Here is a 24,079-nt window from a genome sequence, read left to right on the forward strand (position 1 = left end):
GCCGGGTCTTCAGAGTTCCAGCCCGCGCAGGTAGTCGCGGAAGCCCGGGCCGAGATCCGGGTGCGCGAGCGCGAGTTCGACGTTCGCCTGCAGGAAACCTTCCTTGCTGCCGCAGTCGAAACGTTTGCCTTCGTAGCGGTAGGCGAAGACCTTCTCGCGCCGCAGCAGGCTGGCGATGCCGTCGGTGAGCTGGATCTCGCCGCCGACGCCGCGCGGCTGGCTCATGATCTCGTGGAACACGCCCGGCGTCAGGATGTAGCGGCCGGCGACACCCAGGCGCGACGGCGCGTCCTCGGGCGCCGGCTTCTCGACGATGCGCGTGACGTCGACGATGCGGTCGTTGATCGCCGTGCCGTCGACGATGCCGTAGCGGCGTGTCTGTTCGGCCGGCACTTCCTGCACCGCCAGGATCGAGGCGCGCCACTCGCCGAACTGGTCGACCATCTGCTTGAGCACCGGCGGCTGGCCGACCATCAGGTCGTCGGCCAGCAGCACCGCGAACGGCTCGTTGCCGACCAGCCGCCGCCCGCACAGCACCGCGTGGCCCAGGCCCAGCGCCTGCGCCTGGCGCACGTAGATGCACTCCATGTCGTCGGGCTTGACGCTGTGCACGACGTCCAGCAGCTCCTTCTTGTTGGCCTGCTCCAGCGCCACTTCGAGCTCGAAAGTCATGTCGAAGTGGTCCTCGATCGGGCGCTTGTGGCGGCCGGTGACGAAGATCATCTCGCGCACGCCGGCGGCGTAAGCCTCCTCGACGGCGTACTGGATCAGCGGCTTGTCGACGACCGGCAGCATCTCCTTGGGCTGCGCCTTGGTCGCCGGAAGGAATCGCGTGCCGAGGCCGGCGACCGGGAATATTGCCTTCTTGACCAACATTTGGTTACATACAATGAGTTGATTCGAATTCATTCTGGCACGTGACCCGAGGCGTCCAACCCGGCTCATGTCAGTGCCTGTTTCCGCCATGGACGTGCTGATCGTCGAGCCGCTGGAGCAGCGGGCGCTCGACTGGCTTGGCAAGCGGCGTGCCGTACATCTGGACCCGTCGCTCGCCGCGGAGCCGCGACGTTTCGAGGCGCTGCTCGCGCAGGCGCGTGCCGTGGTCGTGCCGGCGTCGATGCCGATGGACGCACGCACGCTGATGTCGGCGCCGGCGCTGCGTGCGGTCGGCCGGCTCGAGGGCGGCCCCGGCACGATCGACCTGATCGCCTGCGAGAGCGCCGGCATCGCCGTCGTGCAGCCGGCCGGCGCGGGGTCGGTGGCCGAGGCCGAGTTCGCCACCGCCGCGATGCTGCAGCTGCTGCGCCGCGTGCCGGTGCACGAGGGCCACGGCGTCTACGTCGGCCGCGAGCTGTCCTCGTCGACGGTGGGCATCGTCGGCATGTCGCCGACGGCGCGGCTGCTGTCGCAGCTGGCGGGCAACTTCGGCGCGCGTGTCGTCGGCTACGACCCCGCGCTGCACGCCTCGGACGTCGCCTGGCGCCAGGCGGGCATCCGCGCGGTGCCGCTGGCCGAGCTGCTCGAGACCTGCGACGTCGTCGTCGTGCTGCTGGCCTACTACTCGCGTTACCACGGCCTGCTCGGCGAGCGCCTGCTGGAGAGCTGCAAGCGCGACCAGGTGCTGGTCTGCCTGTCGCCCGCGGCGCTGTTCGACGAGCAGGCACTGGCCGCGGCACTGCGCAGCGGGCGCATTGCCGCCGCCTGGTTCGACCGGCTGGAGCCCGGCTGGCTGGACATCGGACGTCCGCTGAGCGGCGTCGACACCTTGCACGTCACGTCCCGTCTGGCGCCGTCCACGCGCGAGGCGCGTGCCCGCGGCGCCTGGGCGCTGGTGCGCCGGATCGACGCGCTGCTGGGGGTCGCCGACCCCCAGGCAGCCTTCAGCGAGACGGTGCCAGACGTGCTCGCTGGGCTTGCAGGCGGTCCAGCGCCTGCGTGAAGCCGTCCAGCCGAGCCGTTTCCTGCTCGACCACGGCCGCCGGCGCGCGCGCGACGAAGTTCTCGTTGGCGAGCTTGGCGCGCGCCTTCGTGATCTCGCCTTCCAGCCGCGTGATCTCCTTGCCCAGGCGCGCGAGCTCGGCCTCGACGTCGATCTCCACGTGCAGCGCCAGGCGCAGCCCGCCGGCCAGCGCCACCGGTGCGGCCTGGGTCGCGGCGGCGAAGGCGGCTTCATCCGCCGGCATGCGCACCTCGGCCAGGCGCGCCAGCGCCTTCAGCAGCGGCGACGCGGCGTCGACGAACGCGGCGTCGCCATAGGCCACCAGCGGCACGCGTTCGCCGGGTGACAGGTTCATCTCGCTGCGCAGGTTGCGCACGACACCGACCACCGCCTTCAGCCGCGCGACCCATTCGTCGGCCGCGGCGTCGATCTTCTCCGGCTGGGCGACGGGGTAGGGCGCGCCGGCCACCGAGTCGGCCACCTTGCGGCCGGCCACCGGGGCCACCGTGTCCCACAACTCGGCGGTGATGAAGGGCGCGATCGGGTGCAGCAGGCGAAGCACGGTCTCGAGCACGCGGATCAGCGTGCGACGCGTCGCGCGCTGGGCGGCGGCGTCGCCGGTGGCGATCTGCACCTTGGCGATCTCGAGGTACCAGTCGCAGTACTCGTCCCAGACGAAGGCGTAGATCGTGTTGGCGACGTTGTCCAGGCGGTACTCGGTGAAGCCCTGGGCCACCGCCTGCTCGACACGCTGCAGCTCGCCGACGATCCAGCGGTCGGCCGGCGAGAACGTCATGTACTCGCTGCAGCTGCCGCTGGCGCAGGCCGCGTCGGCCTGCTCGCCGAGACCGCAGTCCTGGCCTTCGCAGTTCATCAGCACGAAACGCGTGGCGTTCCAGAGCTTGTTGCAGAAGTTGCGGTAGCCCTCGCAGCGCTTGGAGTCGAAGTTGATGTTGCGCCCGAGGCTGGCGTAACTCGCCATCGTGAAGCGCAGCGCGTCGGCGCCGAAGGCGGGGATGCCGGCCGGGAACTCCTTCTCGGTCTCCTTGCGCACGCGCGGCGCGGTCTCGGGGCGGCGCAGGCCGGTGGTGCGCTTGTCCAGCAGCGCCGGCAGCTCGATGCCGTCGATCAGGTCGACCGGGTCGAGCACGTTGCCTTCGCTCTTGCTCATCTTCTTGCCCTGCGCGTCGCGCACCAGGCCGTGGATGTAGACGTCGCGGAACGGCACCTTGCCGGTGAAGTGCGTGGTCATCATGATCATCCGGGCGACCCAGAAGAAGATGATGTCGAAGCCGGTGACGAGCACCGAAGACGGCAGGAACAGGTCCTGCTCGACGGTCTTCTCGGGCCAGCCCAGCGTCGAGAACGGCACCAGCGCCGACGAGTACCAGGTGTCGAGCACGTCTTCGTCGCGCTTCAGTTCACCGGTGTAGCCGGCGGCCGCGGCGCGCGCGCGCGCTTCGTCCTCGCTGCGCGCGACGAAGAGCTCGCCGCCCGTGCCGTACCAGGCCGGGATCTGGTGGCCCCACCAGAGCTGGCGGCTGATGCACCAGTCCTGGATGTTGTTCATCCAGTGGTTGTAGGTGTTGACCCACTGCTCGGGCACGAAACGCACCTGGCCCGAGGACACGGCGTCGATCGCCTTGGCGGCGATGCTCTTGCCGTCGGCGCCGGGCTTGTTGACGGCGACGAACCACTGGTCGGTCAGCATCGGCTCGACGATCTGGCCGGTGCGTTCGCAGCGCGGCACCATCAGGCGGTGTTTCTTGGTCTCGACCAGCAGGCCCAGCGCGTCGAGGTCGGCGACGACGCGCTTGCGTGCCTCGAAGCGGTCCAGGCCGCGGTAGGCCACGGGCGCGTGGTCGTTGATCGTCGCCTTGAGCGTCAGCACGCCGATCGACGGCAGGCCGTGGCGCTGGCCGACGGCGTAGTCGTTGGCGTCGTGCGCCGGCGTCACCTTGACGACGCCGGTGCCGAATTCGCGGTCGACGTAGGCGTCGGCGATGACCGGGATCGTGCGCTCGGTGAGCGGCAGCTTGACGCGCTTGCCGATCAGCGCCGTGTAGCGCTCGTCCTCGGGGTGCACCATCACCGCGGTGTCGCCGAGCATGGTCTCGGGCCGCGTCGTCGCGACGACCAGGCTGCCCGAGCCGTCTTCCAGCGGGTAGCGGATGTGCCAGAGGAAGCCGTCTTCCTCTTCGCTGGCGACCTCCAGGTCCGAGACCGCCGACTGCAGCACCGGGTCCCAGCTCACCAGGCGCTGGCCGCGGTAGATCAGGCCTTCGTCATAGAGGCGCACGAAGGTCTCGGTGACGACGCGCGAGAGCTTGTCGTCCATCGTGAAGTACTCGTGGTCCCAGCTGACGCTGTCGCCCATGCGGCGCATCTGGCGCGTGATCGTCGCGCCCGAGGCGTGTTTCCAGTCCCAGACGCGGGCGACGAAGTTCTTGCGGCCGAGTTCGTGGCGCGACTGGCCTGCTTCCTGCAGCTGGCGCTCGACGACGATCTGCGTGGCGATGCCGGCGTGGTCGGTGCCCGGCACCCAGAGCGTGTTGTCGCCGCGCATCCGGTGGTAGCGCGTCAGCGAGTCCATGATCGTCTGGTTGAACGCGTGCCCCATGTGCAGCGTGCCGGTGACGTTGGGCGGCGGCAGCTGGACGCAGAACGAGGGCCTGGACGGGTCCAGCGTGGGCGCGTGCGCGCCGCTGGCCTCCCAGATCGGGGCCCAGCGGGCTTCGATGGCGGCAGGTTCGAACGACTTGGCGAGTTCGGGCATGGGGCTCGTCGGCGGAAGAACGCCGCGGCGCGCACGGACGGCGCGCGCGGGCGGACGATTGGGGGAAGATCGGGATTGTAGGTTGCCGCCCCCTCTGGAGTTCCGCCCATGAGCCACGCCTCCCGTCCGCTGTCCGCCGTCCTGCGCCGTGCCGCGCTCGCACTGCTGCCGGCCGTGCTCGCCGCCTGCGGAGGCGGCGGGGGCGGCAGCGACGGGGCCGAGGACTGCACGGTGCGCTCGCGCCAGGTCTGGCTGCGCGACTACATGGACGACTGGTACTTCTGGTACCAGATCTCGCCCAGCCCCTCGCCCTCGGGCTACTCGACGCTGGAGAGCTACTTCGACGCGCTGCTGTACACCGGCAGCAGCGCCGACTTCCCCGCCGACCGCTGGAGCTACTACGACAGCACCGAGGACTTCAACCGCTTCTGGGGCGAGGGCCGCACGATGGGCTACGGCGTCTCGGTCGCCGGGCTCGAGGTCGAGGACCGGCCCGACCAGCCGCTGTACGTGCGGGCCGTTGAGGCCCGCTCGGACGCCGCGGCGCGTGGCGTCGCGCGTGGCGACGAGATCGTCTCGATCGACGGCGTCAGCGCCGCCGAGCTGATCGCCGATGGCAGCTTCTCGGTGCTGACCGCCGGCGGGACCGGCGACACGATCACGATGCTGCTGCGCCGCGACGGCGCAACGCGCAGCGTCACGCTGACGGCCACCGAGTACGCGCTGACGCCGGTGCCGGTGACGACCGTGCTGACGACCACCGGCGGGCGCAAGCTGGGCTACGTCGCCGTCAAGGACATGATCTCGCAGGTGAACACGCCGCTGGCCCAGGCCTTCGCGTCCTTCGCCACCGCCGGCGTCGACGAGGTCGTGCTCGACCTGCGCTACAACGGCGGCGGGCTGGTGTCGGTGGGCGCGACGGTGGCCTCCTACGTCACGGGGGCGGCCAAGTCGGGGCAGGCCTACGCCCGGCTGCTCTACAACGACCGCCACCAGGACGAGAACCAGACCTTCGCGTTCCAGAACCCGTCGTCGGCGGCGGGCGTCTCGCGCGTGTTCGTGCTCGTCGGCCCGCGCACCTGCTCGGCCAGCGAACAGGTCATCAACGGCCTGCGCGGCGTCGGCATCGAGGTCGTCGCGATCGGCGACACGACCTGCGGCAAGCCGGTGGGCTTCCTGCCCGAGGACGACGGCTGCGGCAGCACCTACAGCGTCGTGAACTTCGAGTCGGTCAACGCGCGCAACGAAGGGCGCTACTTCGACGGCTTCGCGCCGACCTGCGCCGTGGCCGAGGACTTCACGCGCACGCTGGGCGGTGCCAGCGAGCCGCTGCTGGCCGCGGCGGCCACCTACGCCGACTCCGGCGCCTGCCCGGCGAGCAGCACGGCGCGGGCCGCGACGCTGCGCGGCAGCGGCTGGCGCACGCCCGAGCCCGACGAGCGCCGCGGGATGATCGCGCGCTGAAGCCGCGTTCAGGCGCCCGGCTGCACGCCGGGCACGACGCGGTTCTTGCCGCTGCGCTTGGCCTCGTAGAGCCGGGCGTCGGCGGCGGCCAGCAGCGCCTGGCGGCCGTCGGCCTCCTCGCGCTCGGCCAGGCCCATCGACAGCGTCACGCGCTGCAGCTGCGGCTCGACGGCCGACCAGTCGTGCGCCTCGACGGCCGCGCGCATCGCCTCGCAGGCGCGCAGCGCGTCGTTCGCCGAGGCCTCGACGAAAACGACGCAGAACTCCTCGCCGCCGTAGCGGGCGACGAGGTCGATGTCGCGGCAGTGCAGGCGCAGCAGCGCCGCGACATCGCGCAGCACGGCGTCGCCGATGGCGTGGCCGTGGCGGTCGTTGATGCGCTTGAAGTCGTCGATGTCGATCATCGCCACCGCCAGTGCGTGGCCGTGGCGCGCGGCGCGCGCGTATTCGTCGCGCAGGCGCTCGTCGAGCTGGCGGCGGTTGGCCACGCCGGTCAGCGCGTCGGTGCGTGTCTGCTCGGCCAGGCGCGCGCTCTCCAGCCGCGCCATCGCCGCGTCGTGGCGCGCGCGGGCGAGGTCGAACTGCACCTGCAGCGCGCGCAGCTTGCGGTCGGACTCCTCGTTGAACTGCGCCCGCTCGGCGGCGTGCAGCGCCTCGTGGTGGGCCAGCGCGTCCTCGAAGCGGCCGGCCTTCTTGTGCAGCGCCCACAAGGCCTTGTGCACGCGTGCGGCGTGCTGGCCGGCGCCGCGCTGTGCCGCGACCTCGGCCGCCCGTTCGAGCGAGCGGCGCGAGCCGGCTTCGTCGCCGTCGGCCGCCTGCAGCTCGCCCTGCAGCACGAGGCCGAAGCACTCGGCGTTCGGGTAGCCCGCCGCCTGCGCCGCCGGCACCACGCCGGCCAGCACGGCGCGCGCCTCGTCGCGCCGCCCCAGCGCCAGCAGCGGCTCGACGCTGTTGAGCCCGGCGATGATGCGCGCGCCCCCGGGCTGCGCTTGGTTCTCGTCGATCTCGATGGCCCGGCGCAGGTGCTGCAGCGCCTCCTCGTGCCGGCCGAGGTTCTTGCAGTTGATGCCCATGTTGTTGAGCACGTTGACGCTGCGTGTCGGGTCGCCGGCCTGCTCGTACAGCGCCAGCGCCTCGCGGTACTGCACGAGGCCGGCCTCCGGGTCGCCGCCCTTGGACAGCACGACGCCGACGCTGAGCAGGGTGCTGGCGAGCTGCACCGGGTCGGCCAGCGTGCGCGCGACGGCGGCGGCCTGCGAGCCCCAGTCCAGCGCGACGTCGAGCACGCCGGCCTCGTCGCTGGCGATGGCCAGCGCGCGCAGCACCTGGCACTCCAGCAGCAGCTCGCCCGGGGGCACCAGGCCGCGTGCGGCCTGCAGCTCGTCCAGCGCCTCGGCGTGGCGGCCCAGGAAGCTCAGCGCCAGGCCGCGCACGCGCCGCGCCGCGGCCAGCGTGGCCATCGGCAGCGGGCCGGCCAGTGACAGCGCCTCGTCGGCCAGGCGCAGCGTCGCCGCAGGCTGCGTGTAGTACAGCGTCTCGGCCTCGGCCAGCAGGCCGCCGGCCATGCGGACGTCGGCCTCGACGTCCGCGTCCTCGCGCTGCGGGGCGGCCAGCGTGTTCACATGAACAGGTGTTCGCCGGCGTTCTCGCCGCCCAGGATCACGTAGTTGACCTTCTTCAGGTCGGCCAGCGTGCGCCCGCCGGCGTAGCTGATCGAGCTCTGCAGGTCCTCGCGCATCTCGCGCAGCGTGTCGGCCAGGCGGCCCTTGATCGGCTCGAGGATGCGCTTGCCCTCGACGTGCTTGTATTCGCCCTTGTTGAAGTCGCTGGCCGAGCCGTAGTACTCCTTGTAGAGCTTGCCGTCGACCTCGACGGTCTGGCCGGGGCTCTCCTCGTGGCCGGCGAAGAGCGAGCCGATCATCACCATCGTCGCGCCGAAGCGCACGCTCTTGGCGATGTCGCCGTGGTGGCGGATGCCGCCGTCGGCGATGATGGGCTTGGTCGCCACGCGCGCGCACCACTTCAGCGCCGACAGCTGCCAGCCGCCGGTGCCAAAGCCGGTCTTCAGCTTGGTGATGCAGACCTTGCCCGGGCCGACGCCGACCTTGGTCGCGTCGGCGCCCCAGTTCTCGAGGTCGATCACGGCCTCGGGCGTGGCGACGTTGCCGGCGATGACGAAAGCCTGCGGCAGCCGCGTCTTGATGTGCTCGATCGTCTTGCGCACGCTCTCGGCGTGGCCGTGGGCGATGTCGATCGTGATGTAGTCGGCGCCGACGCCGTCGGCCGCCAGGCGGTCGATGGTCTCGTGGTCGTGCGGCTTGACGCCCGAGCTGATCGACACGAACAGGCCCTTGTCGCGCATGCGCCGCGCGAAATCGACGCTGTCGAGGTCGAAGCGGTGCATGACGTAGAAGTGGCCGGACGCGGCGAGCGTCTCGGCGATCGTCTCGTCGAGCACCGTCTTCATGTTCGCCGGCACCGCCGGCAGGTTGAAGCGGCGCCCGCCGAAGACGATCGAGGGGTCGCACTCGCTGCGGCTGTCGACGCGGCATTTGCGCGGCAGCAGCAGGATGTTGTCGTAGTCGAAGATTTCCAAGGCCGGGCTCCGTGATCCGTGAGAGGCGATGGACCCGGCTGCAGCGCGCCGGCGGCGGGCGCGTCCTGACATGGCGGCCGGTGTGCCGGACGCAAGAAATCGAGTCCGGTGACCGATTCTACGCAGCGGCGTCCGGAGACGGCGCGTGGTGGACTTGTGCGCGGGCCGTCGCTGTCACCACGTGTTACGCTGCGGCGTCACAGAGCGACCGGCCAGGGACGGGCCGGATTGCACATGAACACCGCCCTCGACGCGCTGACCCAGCGGCTGCGGCAGGAGCGACTGGCCCTCGCCCTGCTCCTGCTCGTCGTCGCCTTCTCGCTCGGCGCGCTGCGCCTTCGCGCCCGCGACGACGCCCTGGCCGCCGAAGGCGCCCGGCTCGCCGACCAGGCCGTTGCCGTGCGCCAGGTCCTGGCGCTGCAGGTCGGCGCCGCCCGCAGCGCGCTGGTCGCCCTGCGTTCGGAGTTGGCCGCCACGCCGGGACAGGCCTCCGGCCGCCTGAAGGCCTTCGCCGAGTCGACGCCCGCCGTCGGTGACGTGCTGCGCCTGGACGCGCACGGCCGTGTCCTCGCCGCCAGCCGCGTGCTGCCCGAGCACAGCCGCGTCGGTCCGCTGCCGACGGCCCGCGCGAGCGACCGCCTGGTGCTGCTGCCGCCCGACGAGGACGAGCGCGGCCGGCGTCGCCTGCTGATGCTGCTGCCGATGCCCGACGGCGGCTGGCTGGCCACCGAGCTCGATGCGGCGCACGCGCGTGCCGTCTTCGGCGCCGTGCGCTACGCCGCGGACATGCGTATCGCGCTGGCCCATGGCGGCGGCCGCCTGCTGCTGACCGAGCCGCCGCGGGCCGACCTCGCCCAGATCGATCTCCTGCGCAGCAGCCCGGCCTTCGTCGCCCACCGCGACAGCGGGCAGGACACCAGCGTGCAGCGTGCACACAGCGCGCTGTCGACCGACGAGCGGCTGTTCGCGCTGACCACGCTGCGCGCGCCGATGCTGCCGCTGGACGGCCAAATCGAGTTCGCCACCAGCCGCAACGTCGATGCGGTGCTCGAGCCCTGGCGCACGCAGACACTGCTGGTCGCCGCGGGCTTTCTCGCCGTGTCGCTGGTCGCTGCCGCGGGGCTGGCGCTGATGCAACGCCGCCAGCGCGAGGCGATGGACCGGCTGAGGGTCGAGGGCGAGCGGCTCGAGCTGGCCTTGCGCGGCGCCGACCTGGGCCTGTGGGACAACGACTGGCGGCTCGACCATGGCACCGTCAACGCCCGCTGGTGCGAGATCCTGGGGCTGCCGCCTCCGGACGGCCGCGACATGCGTGCGGTCTGGCTCGAGCGCCTGCACCCCGACGACCGCGAGACCGTCATCGCCACCGAGCGGCGCCACCTCGAGGGCCGCAGCCCGTCCTACGAGGCGATCTACCGCCTGCGCCACGCCGACGGCCGCTGGATCTGGGTGCTCGACCGCGGCAAGGTGCTGCTGCGCGGCGCCGACGGCCGACCGCTGCGCATGACGGGCACGCTGCTGGACATCGACAAACGCATGCGCGAGCAGCAGGCGCTGGCCGCCAGCGAGCGCCGGCTGGCGATCACCTTGCGGTCGATCGGCGACGGCGTCATCGTCACCGACCGCGAGACCCGCGTCACGCGCATGAACACGACGGCCGAACGCCTGACCGGCTGGCCCGAGGTGGAGGCGCTGGGGCGGCCGCTGGTCGAGGTGTTCCGCATCGTCAACCAGCGCAGCGGCGAGACGGTCGCCAACCCGGCCGAGCAGGTCATCGCCACCGGCCGCATCGTCGAGCTGGCCAACGACACCGCGCTGCTGGCGCGCGACGGCCGGCGCCTGTTCATCGAGGACAGCGCGGCGCCGATTCCCGGCGACGACGGCGCCATCTCCGGCGTCGTGCTGGTCTTCAGCGACGTCACCGAGCGCTACGTCGCACGCCAGGCGCTGCGCGAACGCGAACGGCTGCTGGCCGGCATCACCGACGCGCTGCCCGGCCCGGTGGCGCGGCTGGACCTGGAGGGCCGCTACCGCTTCGCCAGCGCCGCCTACCGCGACTGGTTCGGGCTGGACCCGGCGACCGTCGTCGGGCGCACGATCAGCGAGGTGCTGGGCGAGCCGCTGCACCGGCTGGGCCTGCCCTACCTGCGCCGCGTGCGGGCCGGCGAGGTGGTGCGCTTCGACCTGCCGCTGAAGACCGCCGACGGCCAGCAGCGCCACGCCTTCGTCACCCTGCTGCCCGACCGTGACGCCGACGGCGCGGTCTGCGGCCACTTCGCGGTGACCTTCGACGTCGGCGAGCTCAAGCGCGCCGAGGAGGCGCTGCGTGCCAGCGAGCGCCGGCTGCGCGCGCTGCTGGACAACCTGATGACCGGGGTCGTCGTGCACGAACCGGACCTGTCGGTGCGCGAAGCCAACGCGGCGGCGCTGCAGATGCTCGGAGTGCCGGACGTGAAGGCCATGCTGGCGCGCGGCGCCGACGACTGGGCGGTCGTCGACGAGCACGGCCAGCCGCTGGCCCAGGACGAGCTGCCGGCGATGCGGGCCCGGCGCAGCGGCCGTCGCGTCGCCGACATGGTGCTCGGCGTGGGCCGTGCCGACGGCCGCCAGCTCTGGGCGCTGTGCAACGCCGTGCCGCTGCACGACGACGACGGCCGGCTCGAGTCCATCGTCGTCGCCTTCGCCGACATCACCGCGCGGCGCGAGGCCGAACGCCTGGAGCGCCGGCTGCGCGACACGCAGAAGATGGAGGCCATCGGCACGCTGGCCGGCGGCATCGCGCACGACTTCAACAACATCCTCGCCGGCATCCTCGGGCGGCTGACGCTGGCGCGCGAGGACGCCGCGGCCTCGCGCCCGGTGCACGAACACCTGGACCAGGCGATGCAGGCCGGCCTGCGCGCGGTGGCGCTGGTGCGCAAGATCCTCGAGTTCAGCCGCGGCGAGACCGGCGCGATGACGCTGCAGCCGGCCGCGCCGGTCGTCGAGGAGACGCTGGGCATGCTGCGCGCGATGGTGCCCGGTGGCGTGCAGCTGCACGCCGTGCTGCCGTCCGAACCGGTGGCCGTGCGTGTTGACGGCACCCAGCTGCAGCAGGTGCTGCTGAACCTGGCGACCAATGCCTGGCACGCGTTGCCGGCCACCGGCGGGCGTGTCGAGGTGGGCCTCGAGCGCCTGGACGCCAGCCAGGCCCGCGCGCAGGGCGAGCCGGCGCTGGCCGAGGGGCCCGTGGCCCACCTCTGGGTGCGCGACGACGGCCACGGCATCGCGCCCGACGTGCTCGCGCGCATCTTCGAGCCCTTCTTCACGACCAAGCCGGTGGGCAAGGGCACCGGGCTGGGACTGTCGGTGGTGCACGGCATCGTGCAGGCGCACGGCGGCGCGATCCGCGTCGAGAGCCGGCTGGACGCTGGCAGCACCTTCCACGTCTACCTGCCGTCGCCCGAGGCGCCCGCAGCGGCGCCGCCGCCGGCGGCCGGCACCGCCGCCGCGCCGCGGCCGGCGGCGTCGGGCGCCCGCGTGCTGCTCGTCGACGACGACCCGATCGTCGCCGCGGTGCACGGGCAGCTGCTGCGCCGCGCGGGTTACCTCGTGCAGGTCTGCGACTCCGGCCGCGAGGCCCTGGCGCTGCTGGAACGCAGCCCGGGCGGCTTCGATGCCGTCGTCACCGACCACAACATGCCCGACACCTCGGGCATCGAACTCGCGCGCCGCATCGTGGCCACGGCGCCGCAGCTGCCGGTGCTGCTGTGCTCGGGTTTCGTCGACGATGCGCTGCACGCCCAGGCGGCGGCGGTCGGCGTGCGCCGCGTGGTGCCCAAGGAGGATGCCTACGAACGCCTGGCCCCCGCCCTGGCGGCGGTGCTGGCCGGGGAGGGCGACTCCTAGAATCCCGGGATGCATCTCCAAGACGCGCAGCTGCTGCGCAACCTGAATCCCGAACAGCACGCCGCCGTGACGCTGCCGGCCGTGCCCGCGCTGATCCTCGCCGGCGCCGGCTCCGGCAAGACGCGCGTGCTGACCACGCGCATCGCCTGGCTGCTGGCCACCGGCCAGGCCTCGCCCGGCGGCGTGCTTGCCGTCACCTTCACGAACAAGGCCGCCAAGGAGATGCTCACGCGCCTGGGCGCGATGCTGCCGTTCGCCGTGCGCGGCATGTGGATCGGCACCTTCCATGGCCTGTGCAACCGCCTGCTGCGTGCGCACTGGAAGGCCGCCGGGCTGCCGCAGAGCTTCCAGATCCTGGACAGCGGCGACCAGCTCTCGGCGGTCAAGCGTGTCGTCAAGGCGATGAACCTGGACGAGGAGCGTTTCGTGCCCAAGCAGGTGACCTGGTTCATCGCCGGGCAGAAGGAGGAGGGCCGCCGGCCGCGCGACGTCGAGGCCTTCGACGAGCACACGCGCAAGCTGGTCCAGGTCTACGAGGCCTACGAGGAGCAGTGCCGGCGCGAGGGTGTCGTCGACTTCGCCGAGCTGATGCTGCGCAGCTACGAGCTGCTGCGCGACGACGAGCCGCTGCGCGAGCACTACCGCCGCCGCTTCGGCCACGTGCTCGTCGACGAGTTCCAGGACACCAACCGGCTGCAGTACGCCTGGCTGAAGATGTTCGCGCCGCCGGGGCAGGCGGGCCAGGGCGTGTTCGCCGTCGGCGACGACGACCAGAGCATCTACGCCTTCCGCGGCGCGCGTGTCGGCAACATGGCCGACTTCGAGCGCGAGTACCGCGTCCAGCGGGTCATCAAGCTCGAGCAGAACTACCGCTCGTTCGGCAACATCCTCGACGCCGCCAACGCGCTGATCGCGCACAACGCGCAGCGTCTGGGCAAGAACCTGCGCACCGACGCCGGCCCCGGCGAGCCGATCCGCGTGCAGGAGGCGGCCAGCGACTACGCCGAGGCGCAATGGCTGCTGGAGGAGGCGCGCGAGCTGCACCGCGGCGGCCTGCCGAGGAGCGAGATCGCGGTGCTCTACCGCAGCAATGCCCAGAGCCGGGTCATCGAGAGCGCGCTGTTCAACGCCGGCGTGCCGTACCGCGTCTACGGCGGCCTGCGTTTCTTCGAGCGTGCCGAGATCAAGCACGCGCTGGCGTATCTCAGGCTGCTGGAGAACCCCGACGACGACACCAGCTTCCTGCGGGTCGTGAACTTCCCGGCGCGCGGCATCGGCGCGCGTTCGGTCGAGCTGCTGCAGGACGCCGCGCGCGCCAGCGGCCGCAGCCTGGCGCAGAGCGCCGGCGCGGTGCCGGGCAAGGGCGGCATCAACCTCCAGGGCTTTGTGCACAAACTCGATGCGATGCGCGCCGCCACCCAGGGCCTGACGCTGCGCGAGATCATCGAGCACGTGGTGCACGAGAGCGGGCTGCTGGACTTCTACCGCACCGAGAAGGAAGGCCAGGATCGCATCGAGAACCTGCAGGAACTGGTCAACGCCGCCGAGAGCTTCGTCACCCAGGAAGGTTTCGGCAAGGACGCGGTGGCGCTGCCGCTGGACGAACACGGGCCCGGCACGCTGGCCGGCGGCGGCGAGACCGCCGTCCCGGTGCCCGACGCCGAGACCGGCGAGATCGTCTCGCCGCTGGCGGCCTTCCTGACGCACGCCTCGCTGGAGGCCGGCGACAACCAGGCCCAGGCCGGCACCGACGCGGTGCAGCTGATGACGGTGCACTCGGCCAAGGGCCTGGAGTTCGACGCCGTGTTCATCACCGGCATCGAGGAAGGCCTGTTCCCGCACGAGCAGTCGCTGTCGGACGCCGACGGCGTCGAGGAGGAGCGGCGGCTGATGTACGTGGCGATCACGCGCGCCAGGAAACGCCTGTACCTGAGCTTCAGCCAGACCCGCATGCTGCACGGCCAGACGCGCTACAACGTCAAGAGCCGCTTCTTCGACGAGCTGCCCGAAGGCGCGCTGAAGTGGCTGACGCCGCGCCAGCAGGGCTTCGGCTCGGGCTACGCGCGCGAGTACCGCCAGGCCTGGGACCGCGGCCAGGGGCTGTCGGGCATCGTCGGCGCCGGGCGTGTCGAGCGTGCCGAGCCCTGGCAGCAGCCGGTGCCGTTCACGCCCAAGGCCCCGCCTGCGGCGCCGGGCCAGCCGGCGCTGCGGGCCGGCCAGGCGGTGTTCCACACCAAGTTCGGCGAGGGCGTGGTGGTCACGCTCGAAGGCAGCGGCGAGGACGCGCGCGCCCAGGTGCGTTTCGGCCGCCACGGCGTCAAGTGGCTGCTGCTGGCGATGGCCAAGCTGACGCCGATCGAGTGACCGGCAGGGCGCCGGCCGGGCGGTCTCAGACCGGCTCGACCGGCGGCCGCACCGCGTCGGCGCCGCCGAAGCTGTCGTTGAAGGTGAACAGCAGCGACACGTAGAACACGGTCGAGAACAGCAGCCCCGCCGGCAGCGCCAGCATCGAGGCCGCGCTGTGCGCGCCGAGCAGCGAGAACACCAGCGCCGCGACGATGCCGAAGACGGTGGCGACGACGAACCAGGCCAGGCCGTAGACGAAGAACGCGCCCTTGCAGCGCCAGACCGCCAGCGTGCTGGAGAACAGCGACTGCGCGACGCCCTGGCGTCCCCAGTGCACCAGCGCCGGCGCGTGCCAGAACGGCACCGACAGCAGCGTGCCCAGCACCAGGCCGAGCACGGCGGCGGTGGTGACGCCGGGTTCGGCCATCAGCGCGTCCAGTTCCTCCTGCGGCACCGTGCCCTGGGCCATCAGTTCCTGCAGGCGCTGCATCGCGCCGCCGGAGACCAGGTCGCAGATCACCAGGATCGCGATCGCGCACAGGCCGTACAGCGCGCACAGCACCAGCAGCGAGGTGCGCCGCCGGGCGTCGCTCTTGAGCGGCTCGACGAACTGCGCCGGCGTCACCGGCCCGCCCAGCAGCGCCGATTGCGCCGCCACCATGAAACCCAGCGACAGCATCGGCAGCGACATCATCTGCAGCACGCCGCCGAGGATGGGCACCAGCGACACCGCCAGCGCAGCGAACAGGAACACGGCGAACAGCGCCGTGAAGGCCAGCGGGCGGCGGGCGTAGAGCGCGAAGGCGTCGCGCAGCCAGCGCGCACCACGCGCGGGATCGACCGTCTTCAGTTGCAGCGGCATGCGGGGATTCAGGGGCTGGGCGTGGCCGGCGGGTGCCACGGATTGTCGATGCGCTCGCGCAGCAGGCGTTCGAAGTGGGCGGGGTCCTTGGGCTGCAGCAGCGCGGCGTCGCGCGGCAGGTGCCAGTCGCGCAGCCGCGAGAGCCAGAAGCGCAAGGCCGCGGCGCGCAGCAGACCGGGCATCAGCCGGATCTCGGCATGCGTCAGCGGGCGCACCGCCTGGTAGGCGGCCATGAAGGCGAGCGCGCGTTCCTCGTCGAGGCTGGCGGTCGTCAGGTCGGCGCACCAGTCGTTGAGGCAGACGGCGATGTCGAACAGCAGCGTGTCGGTGCCGGCGAAGTAGTAGTCGAAGAAACCGCACAGGCGGTCCTCGCCGGCGGTCTCGTCGAACATCACGTTGTCGCGGAACAGGTCGGCGTGGATCGCGCCGCGCGGCAGCGAGCGCCCGGCGGCCGAGGCCGCGAGCTGCTGCTGGAACACGAGCTCGTCACGCAGCAGTTCGGCCTGTGCGGCGTCGACGAAGGGCAGCACCTCGGGCACGGTGGCCGTCCACCAGTCCAGCCCGCGCAGGTGCGGCTGCTCGAGCGGCAGGTCGGCGACAGCCAGGTGGGCGCGCGCCAGCATCGCGCCCACCTGGGCGCAGTGCGGGGCCTCGGGCGCGAGCCGGTGTCCGCCGGGCAGGCGCGTGACCACCGCCGCCGGCTTGCCGGCCAGCGTGTGCAGCAGGCTGCCGCCGGCATCGGCCTGCGGCGCCGGCACCGGGATGCCGTGCTGGGCCAGGTGCTGCATCAGCGCCAAGTAGTAGGGCAGCTCGTCGCGCGACAGGCGCTCGAACAGCGTCAGGACCCACTGGCCGCGCGCCGTCGTCGCGTAGTAGTTGGTGTTCTCGATGCCCGAGCGGATGCCGCGCAGCTCGCTCAGCGCGCCCAGGCCCAGGCGGCGGAGCAGGGCGTCGGCCTCCTCGAAGCCGACTTCGGTGTAGACGGCCAAGTCAGGCTCCCGCGAGGACGGCCGCGGCGCCGCGATGCTGCGCGCCCACGGTCAGAACGACAGCATGTGCCAGAGGCGCTGGCCCGACAGGTCGCCGGGCTGCGACGGATCGCGCGCGCCACTGGACGGCACGATCTCGTAGGGCTTCACGCCAGGCAGCTTGCTGCGCACGGTGATGCTCTGCGTCTGGCCGCGCACCTTGAGTTCCTCGATGCGCACGTTGTCGTCCTCGGAGACCTGGCGCTGAATGGCAGGTTCGGGCACGCGCGAGGCGGGTGCCGAGGCCGAGGCATCGGGCGGCAGGGCCGTCTGGGCCGTCTGGGCCGAGGCACAGCTGGCCGCGGCCGCGAGGGCCAGCAGCGGGAGGATTCGGACAGGACGGCGCGCCATGGGCCCGATTCTAGGTCGGGCCCGCGGCTCAGCGCCGCGTGCGGCGTCGATCCCGCATCCGCGCAAGGCCTCCGAGCAGCGACAGGCCGCCCAGCCACAGCGCCCAGGTTGACGGTTCGGGGATCGCGGCGGCCAGCGGGCCGGCGGCCAGCAGGTACTCGAAGCCGACGGCCTGGTCGCTTGAGCTCTCGAAGCTGAAGCTGATGACTAGGTCGACCATGCCGTCCAACGTGCCCAGGATCAGCGGCTGGTCCTCGAAGTAGGCCTCGGCCCCGGCCAGCGTCGTGAAGCTCTGTGTCACCAGCGTCGTATCGAAGTTGCTGACGCTGAACGAGAAGTCGATTGGATCGCCGCTGTCGCGGCCGACGAGATCCAGGAGGCCGACGACGACGGGGCTGGCTGCAGGCAGCGTGAACTCGTAGCGGGTGCTGCCGACGAATGTCTGCGTTCCATTCACCGACGCTTCGTGGTTCGCGCCGCTCCCGGCGACGCCGATCACGCCCACGGCCTGCGACGCCAGCGCCGCTGCCACGCGCGGGGCGTCGAGAAGGCGTTGCTCGACGCTCAAGGGGTCCGGCGTCCCGTTGACGATGGCAAAAGCCTGTGGCCAGAACGTGTTGCTCGTGTTCGGCAGCGTCGGGATGTTGGCGCCGTGCGTCGCCTGGGCGTCCACTTCGGTCTGCCCGTTCGTGCTGGCGCTGGCGGTGGCGGTCGTCCTCAGGCCGTGAGAACCGGTCGATTCGGCAAGGCCGGAAGCCCGCCCCGAGACCCCCTCGGTCTGCGACCTCGCGTGCGACAGTGCCGAGTCCAGCGAATAGCTCCGTGCGTCTGCGTTCGCCTGGCCGGTCGGCGAAGCTGCCAAGGCCCGAGCCTCGACCGAACCGTATGCCAGCATCGAGCGTGCGGTCGAACTGGCGTCGGCGCGGCCGCTGCCGGTGCTCGACAGCCCGCCATGGGCTTCGGCGGTGGCGGAGGCGGCGCCATGCGCGACCACGCTGGCGCGTGCGAACGCCTCACCTCCGGCACCTCCCCCGCGGGTGCTTCCGCCTGTCGCGATCACGGTTGCATCGGCGGTGCGCAGCTGGGCGAGGCTGTCGAGCCGGACCTCCGCGCGCGCGTTCCCGCCGCGCCCGCCTGCGCTTCCCGCGCCGCCTGCGCCGCCTGCGCCACCGGTCGCGGCCACCTGCGCGGAGACATCGTTCGTGCCTGGCTCCGCGTATGACAGCAGGCTGATCGCGTTGCCGCCATCGCCGCCGCGAGCGGACAGCGAAGTGCCGCCGCCGCCGCCGCGCGCGTTCTGAACCAGCAGCAGGGAGCGGCTCGTGGCGCCGCCCACCGCATTCGACAGCTCGACGTCACCACCTCGACCGCCGTGGGCGCCGGCGTCGCCATAGCCGCCGTTGCCGGCCGTGGCCGTCATCTCGGCCCAGGCGATGCCGCTGCTGCTGAAGGCTCGGGATTCGCCGCCCGCCGTGCCGCCGGTGCCGGCGGAAAGGCCTGCGCCCCGGCTTTCGCCTCCATCACCACCGTAGGACTGCACCCAGGACCGAGCGGAGCCGTCGCTGGCCGCCGTGACGCTGCCGTAGGCCAGCGCCGTTCCTCCGGAGACGCCGGAGCGTTCCCAACTGCTGCCACCGTGTCCTCCAGAGCTGAGAACGGTCGCGGTCACTTCGTCGTTGCCGGCGATCGTCGCGCGCGCGATCGCATCGCCGCCACGACCGGCAGCGCCGTCGCTGAAGCTGGTCCCGCCGAGGCCGCCCGTCGCAGCGACCGTGGCTTCCAGATGCCAGGCGGAGGCGTTCGCATAGTTCAGCGAGGACGATGCACCACCGCCCGCTCCCGCTTGGCTGTCGCTGGCGTTTCCACCGTTGCCGGCGATCGCCATCTGCTTGAGTTGCAGGTAGTTGCCCGTGCCTGACAGCGCGTCTTCGAGCGTCACCGTGGCACCGCTGCCCCCGCTGGCCGATTCGACCGCCGCGCCGCCGTGGCCCCCTTGCGCCACCACCTCGATGGCCGACACGTTCTGGCCCTGCGCCTGCGCGAATGCGCTGCCCCCGTCCCCGCCACGGTATCCGGCGCCGCGTGCACTGCCGCCGTTGCCCCCCTGCGCAGAGGCGCTGACCTTTCGTGCGGACGTGGGTGTGTTCGCCGTCAGCGAGGCGTGCGCCGCCGCGTCGCCACCTTTCGCGCCCTCGCCGAAAGAGCCGTTGCCGCCATTGCCGCCGACGGCCTGAGCAAAGACAGACGACCCTGGACCGCCGGTGACTGCAGCCATCGCTGTGGCATTTCCTGCAGTTCCCGCGGTCTCACCGTTGCCGCCTGTGCCACCGAACGCGGTCACCGACACGGACACGCCGTAGGCGACGAGATCCGCGAAGCTCAGTCGAGAGCTTGCTTCGCCGCCCGTGCCGGCCAGCGCGCCGCTGTCGCCGCCCCGGCCGCCCACGGCGGACTGGGTCATCGTCAGCGTGCCCGACGTCGCGCCTCGAACCGCGTCGACCGCGCTGGCGTCTGCGCCACGCCCCCCGCGCGCGCCCCCACCGCTTTGCCCGCCTGCGCCACCGGTGAGGGTCAAGCTCACTGACACGTCACGCGACTGGCTGTAGGCGGCGGCCTGGCCTCGCGCCGTGCCCCCAGCGCCGCCGGCAAATCCGAAGTAGCCGCTGCCGCCCGCCCCGCCCGTGGCACTGACGTTGACGCCCGCGCCGCCGGAGTCCGTGGATGTCGCCGTCCCGGAGGCCACGGCGTCTCCTCCAGCCCCGCCATCGTGGCCGGCCGCGACGTAACTACCGCCGCCATCCCCGCCCGCGGCTCGGGTCTCGAGGAACACATTGCCGGGTACCGAGAGATTCGCATTTGCCGCCGCATCGCCGCCGCGGCCGGCCGTTCCGTAGGTCGTCCAGCCTCCGTCACCGCCAATGGCAGACACGCTGCCGCGCAAGAACGCGGCCGTAGCGATGTCGGCGAACGACAACGACGAGCTTGCTGCCCCGCCGGCTCCGGCGAGACCGTCTTCGCTTTCTCCGCCCGCTCCGCCCTCTGCGGTCTGCGTGAGCGACAGTTCGCCGGCGCCGAACGCAGCGACCGCATCGTTCAGCGTGACGCTGCCGCCGTCTCCCGCCGCCGCATTGCCCCGGGCCCGGCCGCCGAGGCCGCCGCCTGCATACAGCGACGCGGTGGCGTTCCCGCTCCCTGATTGCGCCCGAGCGCTCCCGGTGGCCGTGGCGCCGTCGGCCGCTCGTGACCCGCTGGTGGACGCTCCGCCTCCCTCGCCGCCGATCGCGCGCGAGCTTGCAGTGGCTGACCCATCATCCTGTGCGCGGGCATCGGTGATCGCCCGTGCTGCGCCGCCCGCACCAGCGAGGGCGAGCGAGCCGGGGCCTGCGCCACCATCGGCTCCCGGCGATCCGGCGTGTCCGCCCCGTCCGCCCTCGGCGACGGCGACAGCGGTCGCGGGGCCGCCCAATGGAGCCGAGACCGCGGTCGCGGCGGCGTCGCCGCCGGCTCCGCCGTGGCCCGCTGCACCGCCGACGGAGCCCGCATCGCCCGGAGCGCCGTGGCCGCCGCTGCCGCCAGATCCGCCTAGGGCGTACGCGTCGTTCGACGCGTCGCCGTTGCCGACTGCATCGGCGCTGGCGGCCCCACCGTCCCCGCCAGCGGTGCCGGCCTGGCCCGTCGTGACGCCGTCCGAGCCGTCGGCCCCGGGAGGACCCTGGTCGGACACGCTCGCGCCCCAGGACTGTGAAATCGCAGCGGACAGCAGCGTCGCCAGCAGCGTGCGTGGCAGCCAAGGTCTGCGATGGAGTCTGTGATTCATCTCTAACCTCCCGTCGTCCGAGGCACGGCCCGGCAATCGCCGAGCCACCGCGTGCAGCATCGACTTCGGCTTGATAGTGAACAAGACGGGAGGGCGGCGTCCGGCTGTTCGCTCGAGGGGGTGCCGGGTAAGCGTTCGTCAGGAACACCAACAGGCGTGTCGCTGGCCTCACGGCGCATCCCGGCTGCACCCGACCGGAAGGCGTGATCGCCTGACCGACAATCGCCGCATGGACGACACCCGCCCCACGCTGCTGCTGGTCGACGGCTCCAGCTACCTCTACCGCGCCTACCACGCGCTGCCCGACCTGCGTTCGCCCGACGGTTTCCCCACCGGCGCGCTGCACGGCATGGTCGCGATGATGAAACGCCTGCGCGAGCAGGTGCCGGCCGAACACGCCGTCTGCGTCTTCGACGCCAAGGGCCCGACCTTCCGTGACGACTGGTACGCCGACTACAAGGCGCAGCGTGCGCCGATGCCCGAACCGCTGGTGCAGCAGATCGCGCCGATCCACGAGGTCGTGCGTCTGCTCGGCTGGCCGGTGCTGGAAGTGCCCGGCATCGAGGCCGACGACGCCATCGGCACGCTGGCCTGCGTTGCCAAACGCGCAGGCCACCGCGTTGTCGTCTCCACCGGCGACAAGGACCTGGCCCAGCTCGTCGACGAGCACGTCACGCTGATCAACACGATGAGCAACGAGACGCTGGACCCGGCCGGCGTGCTGGCCAAGTTCGGCGTGCCGCCGCAGAAGATCGTCGACTACCTGACGCTGGTCGGCGACGCCGTCGACAACATCCCGGGCGTCGAGAAGGTCGGCCCGAAGACGGCCGTGAAGTGGATCGCCGAGCACGGCTCGCTGGACGGCGTGATGGCCGCCGCCGCGACGATCAAGGGCGTGGCCGGCGAGAACCTGCGCCGGGCGCTGGACTGGCTGCCCCAGGGGCGGCGTCTGGTCACCGTGGCCTGCGACTGCGACCTCGCGGCCCACGTCGCCGGCTGGCCGGCGCTGGACGCGCTGGCGCTGCGCGCCGCCGACGAGGCCGGGCTGCTCGACTTCTACCGCCGCTACGGCTTCAAGACCTGGGGCCGCGAGCTGGAGGGCCGGCAGGGCGGCGACACGCCCGCAGCAGCGCCCTCGACCGGCGCCGCGCCGGCCGCCCCGGCCGTCGAGATCGCCCGCGAGTACGAGACGATCGCCAGCTGGGAGCGCCTGGACGCCTGGCTGGAACGGCTGCAGGCCGCGGAGCTGGTCGCCATCGACACCGAGACCGACTCGCTGGAGCCGATGAAGGCGCGCATCGTCGGCATCAGCTTCGCCGTCGAGCCCGGCCGCGGCGCCTACGTGCCGCTGGCGCACGCCGGCCCCGACGCGCCCGAGCAGCTGCCGATGGACGCGGTGCTGGCGCGCCTGAAGCCCTGGCTGGAGGACGCCTCGCGCGCCAAGCTCGGCCAGAACCTGAAGTACGACCGCCACGTCTTCGCCAACGCCGGCATCCGGCTGGCCGGCGTGCGCCACGACACGATGCTCGAGAGCTATGTGCTCGAGGCGCACAAGCCGCACAGCCTGGAAAGCCTGGCCGAGCGCCACCTCGGCCGCAAGGGCCTGTCCTACGAGGACCTGTGCGGCAAGGGCGTGAACCAGATCCCGTTCGCCCAGGTCGACGTCGCGCGTGCCACCGAGTACTCGGCCGAGGACAGCGAGATGGCGCTGCACGTGCACCAGGTGCTGTGGCCCGAGATCGAGGCCGACGCCGGGCTGCGCCACGTCTACGAGGCCATCGAGATGCCGGTGGCCGAGGTGCTGGCGCGCATCGAGCGCCACGGCGTGCTCGTCGACCCGCAGGAGCTGGCGCGCCAGAGCCGCGACCTGGCCGAGCGCATGGTCGCGCTCGAGCAGGAGGTCTATGCGATCGCCGAGCAGCCCTTCAACCTGGGCAGCCCCAAGCAGATCGGCGAGATCCTGTTCGGCAAGCTGGGCCTGCCGGTGAAGAAACGCACCGCCAGCGGCGCGCCCAGCACCGACGAGGACGTGCTGAACGAACTCGCCGCCGACTACCCGCTGCCGGCGCGCATCCTCGAGCACCGCAGCCTGGCCAAGCTGAAGGGCACCTACACCGACAAGCTGCCGCTGATGGTCAACCCGGCCACCGGGCGCGTGCACACCAACTACGCGCAGGCGGTGGCCGTGACCGGCCGGCTGGCGAGCAACGAGCCCAACCTGCAGAACATCCCCATCCGCACGCCCGAAGGCCGGCGTGTGCGCCGTGCCTTCGTCGCGCCGCCGGGGCACGTGGTGCTGAGCGCCGACTACTCGCAGATCGAGCTGCGCATCATGGCCCACATCAGCGAGGACGAAGGCCTGCTGCGCGCCTTCTCCGAAGGCATCGACGTGCACCGCGCGACCGCCGGCGAGGTCTTCGGCGTGCCGCTGGAGGCGGTGACGAGCGAGCAGCGCCGCTACGCCAAGGTCATCAACTTCGGCCTCATCTACGGCATGGGCGCCTTCGGCCTGGCGAGCAACCTGGGCATCGAGCAGAAGGCGGCCAAGGACTACATCGACCGCTATTTCGCGCGTTTCGCCGGCGTCAAGCGCTACATGGACGAGACCCGTGTGCGCGCCAAGGAGAAGGGTTTCGTCGAGACCGTCTTCGGCCGCCGGCTCTGGCTGCCGGAGATCAACTCCGGCAACGGCCCGCGGCGCAGCGGCGCCGAGCGCCAGGCGATCAACGCGCCGATGCAGGGCACGGCCGCCGACCTGATCAAGCTGGCGATGATCGCCGTGCAGCAGGCGCTGGACGCCGAGGGCCGTGCGACGCGCATGGTCATGCAGGTGCACGACGAACTGGTGCTCGAGGTGCCCGAAGCCGAGCTCGACTGGGCGAAGGACGCGATCCCGCGCCTGATGGCCGGCGTCGCGGCGCTGAAGGTGCCGCTGGTGGCCGAAGTCGGCATCGGCGCCAACTGGGACGAAGCCCACTGAGTGAGCCCCCAAGCTCGCTAGCGCTCGCTACC

Annotated in this window: 13 protein-coding genes; 5 read left to right on the top strand and 8 right to left on the bottom strand. The window is 72.0% G+C overall.

Going from position 1 to position 24,079, the window contains the following annotated elements:
• Window positions 1-9: 9 nt before the first annotated feature.
• Window positions 10-876, bottom strand: a complete 867-nt coding sequence (galU, locus tag EV684_RS06180; protein WP_132645337.1) for a UTP--glucose-1-phosphate uridylyltransferase GalU — start codon at window positions 874-876, stop codon at window positions 10-12.
• A gap of 88 nt (window positions 877-964) precedes the next feature.
• Between galU and EV684_RS06185 the strand changes: the two genes are divergently transcribed.
• Window positions 965-1,939, top strand: coding sequence for an NAD(P)-dependent oxidoreductase (locus EV684_RS06185; protein WP_132645338.1), 975 nt, complete (start codon window positions 965-967; stop codon window positions 1,937-1,939).
• Here the strand turns inward: EV684_RS06185 and EV684_RS06190 are convergent.
• Window positions 1,881-4,715: a valine--tRNA ligase gene (locus EV684_RS06190; RefSeq protein ID WP_132645339.1), complete on the bottom strand. Its 2,835-nt coding sequence runs from the start codon at window positions 4,713-4,715 to the stop codon at window positions 1,881-1,883. The two genes, EV684_RS06185 and EV684_RS06190, sit on opposite strands and share 59 nt — an antisense overlap.
• A gap of 108 nt (window positions 4,716-4,823) precedes the next feature.
• Between EV684_RS06190 and EV684_RS06195 the strand changes: the two genes are divergently transcribed.
• Window positions 4,824-6,179 (top strand): S41 family peptidase, encoded by a 1,356-nt coding sequence (locus EV684_RS06195; protein WP_132645340.1) that lies wholly within the window; start codon window positions 4,824-4,826, stop codon window positions 6,177-6,179.
• An 8-nt stretch (window positions 6,180-6,187) separates the two neighbouring features.
• Here the strand turns inward: EV684_RS06195 and EV684_RS06200 are convergent, their stop codons facing one another.
• Window positions 6,188-7,801, bottom strand: coding sequence for a tetratricopeptide repeat-containing diguanylate cyclase (locus EV684_RS06200; protein WP_243651069.1), 1,614 nt, complete (start codon window positions 7,799-7,801; stop codon window positions 6,188-6,190).
• On the bottom strand, window positions 7,798-8,775 hold the full coding sequence (locus EV684_RS06205) for a GMP reductase (protein ID WP_132645341.1): 978 nt from the start codon (window positions 8,773-8,775) through the stop codon (window positions 7,798-7,800). The genes EV684_RS06200 and EV684_RS06205 overlap by 4 nt, the downstream gene beginning before the upstream one ends.
• A gap of 234 nt (window positions 8,776-9,009) precedes the next feature.
• Between EV684_RS06205 and EV684_RS06210 the strand changes: the two genes are divergently transcribed.
• Both EV684_RS06210 and EV684_RS06215 read left to right on the top strand, forming a co-directional pair.
• Window positions 9,010-12,663, top strand: a complete 3,654-nt coding sequence (locus tag EV684_RS06210) for a PAS domain-containing protein (protein WP_132645342.1) — start codon at window positions 9,010-9,012, stop codon at window positions 12,661-12,663.
• Between the two features lie 9 nt (window positions 12,664-12,672).
• A complete protein-coding gene (locus EV684_RS06215) occupies window positions 12,673-15,027 on the top strand; it encodes a UvrD-helicase domain-containing protein (protein WP_132645343.1) in 2,355 nt (784 codons plus the stop codon).
• A 25-nt stretch (window positions 15,028-15,052) separates the two neighbouring features.
• Here EV684_RS06215 and EV684_RS06220 read toward each other — a convergent pair whose 3' ends face one another.
• From EV684_RS06220 to EV684_RS06235, 4 genes are read right to left on the bottom strand one after another with little or no spacing between them, the layout of a single operon-like run.
• On the bottom strand, window positions 15,053-15,871 hold the full coding sequence (locus EV684_RS06220) for a BPSS1780 family membrane protein (RefSeq protein WP_132645344.1): 819 nt from the start codon (window positions 15,869-15,871) through the stop codon (window positions 15,053-15,055).
• A gap of 8 nt (window positions 15,872-15,879) precedes the next feature.
• Window positions 15,880-16,860 (bottom strand): homoserine kinase, encoded by a 981-nt coding sequence (locus tag EV684_RS06225; protein ID WP_132645345.1) that lies wholly within the window; start codon window positions 16,858-16,860, stop codon window positions 15,880-15,882.
• Window positions 16,861-16,911: 51 nt separating this feature from the next.
• Entirely contained in the window at window positions 16,912-17,250 is a 339-nt protein-coding gene (locus tag EV684_RS06230) for a hypothetical protein (protein WP_242478375.1), read from the bottom strand.
• A 28-nt stretch (window positions 17,251-17,278) separates the two neighbouring features.
• Entirely contained in the window at window positions 17,279-21,067 is a 3,789-nt protein-coding gene (locus EV684_RS06235) for a beta strand repeat-containing protein (RefSeq protein ID WP_132645346.1), read from the bottom strand.
• Between the two features lie 229 nt (window positions 21,068-21,296).
• Between EV684_RS06235 and polA the strand changes: the two genes are divergently transcribed.
• The gene (polA, locus tag EV684_RS06240) at window positions 21,297-24,047 is read left to right on the top strand and encodes a DNA polymerase I (RefSeq protein WP_132645347.1); all 2,751 of its coding nucleotides are present in this window, start codon (window positions 21,297-21,299) and stop codon (window positions 24,045-24,047) included.
• Window positions 24,048-24,079: the final 32 nt, after the last annotated feature.

Origin of the sequence: Rubrivivax gelatinosus (assembly GCF_004340905.1) — a bacterium.
Classification (GTDB): Bacteria; Pseudomonadota; Gammaproteobacteria; order Burkholderiales; family Burkholderiaceae_C; genus Rubrivivax; species Rubrivivax gelatinosus.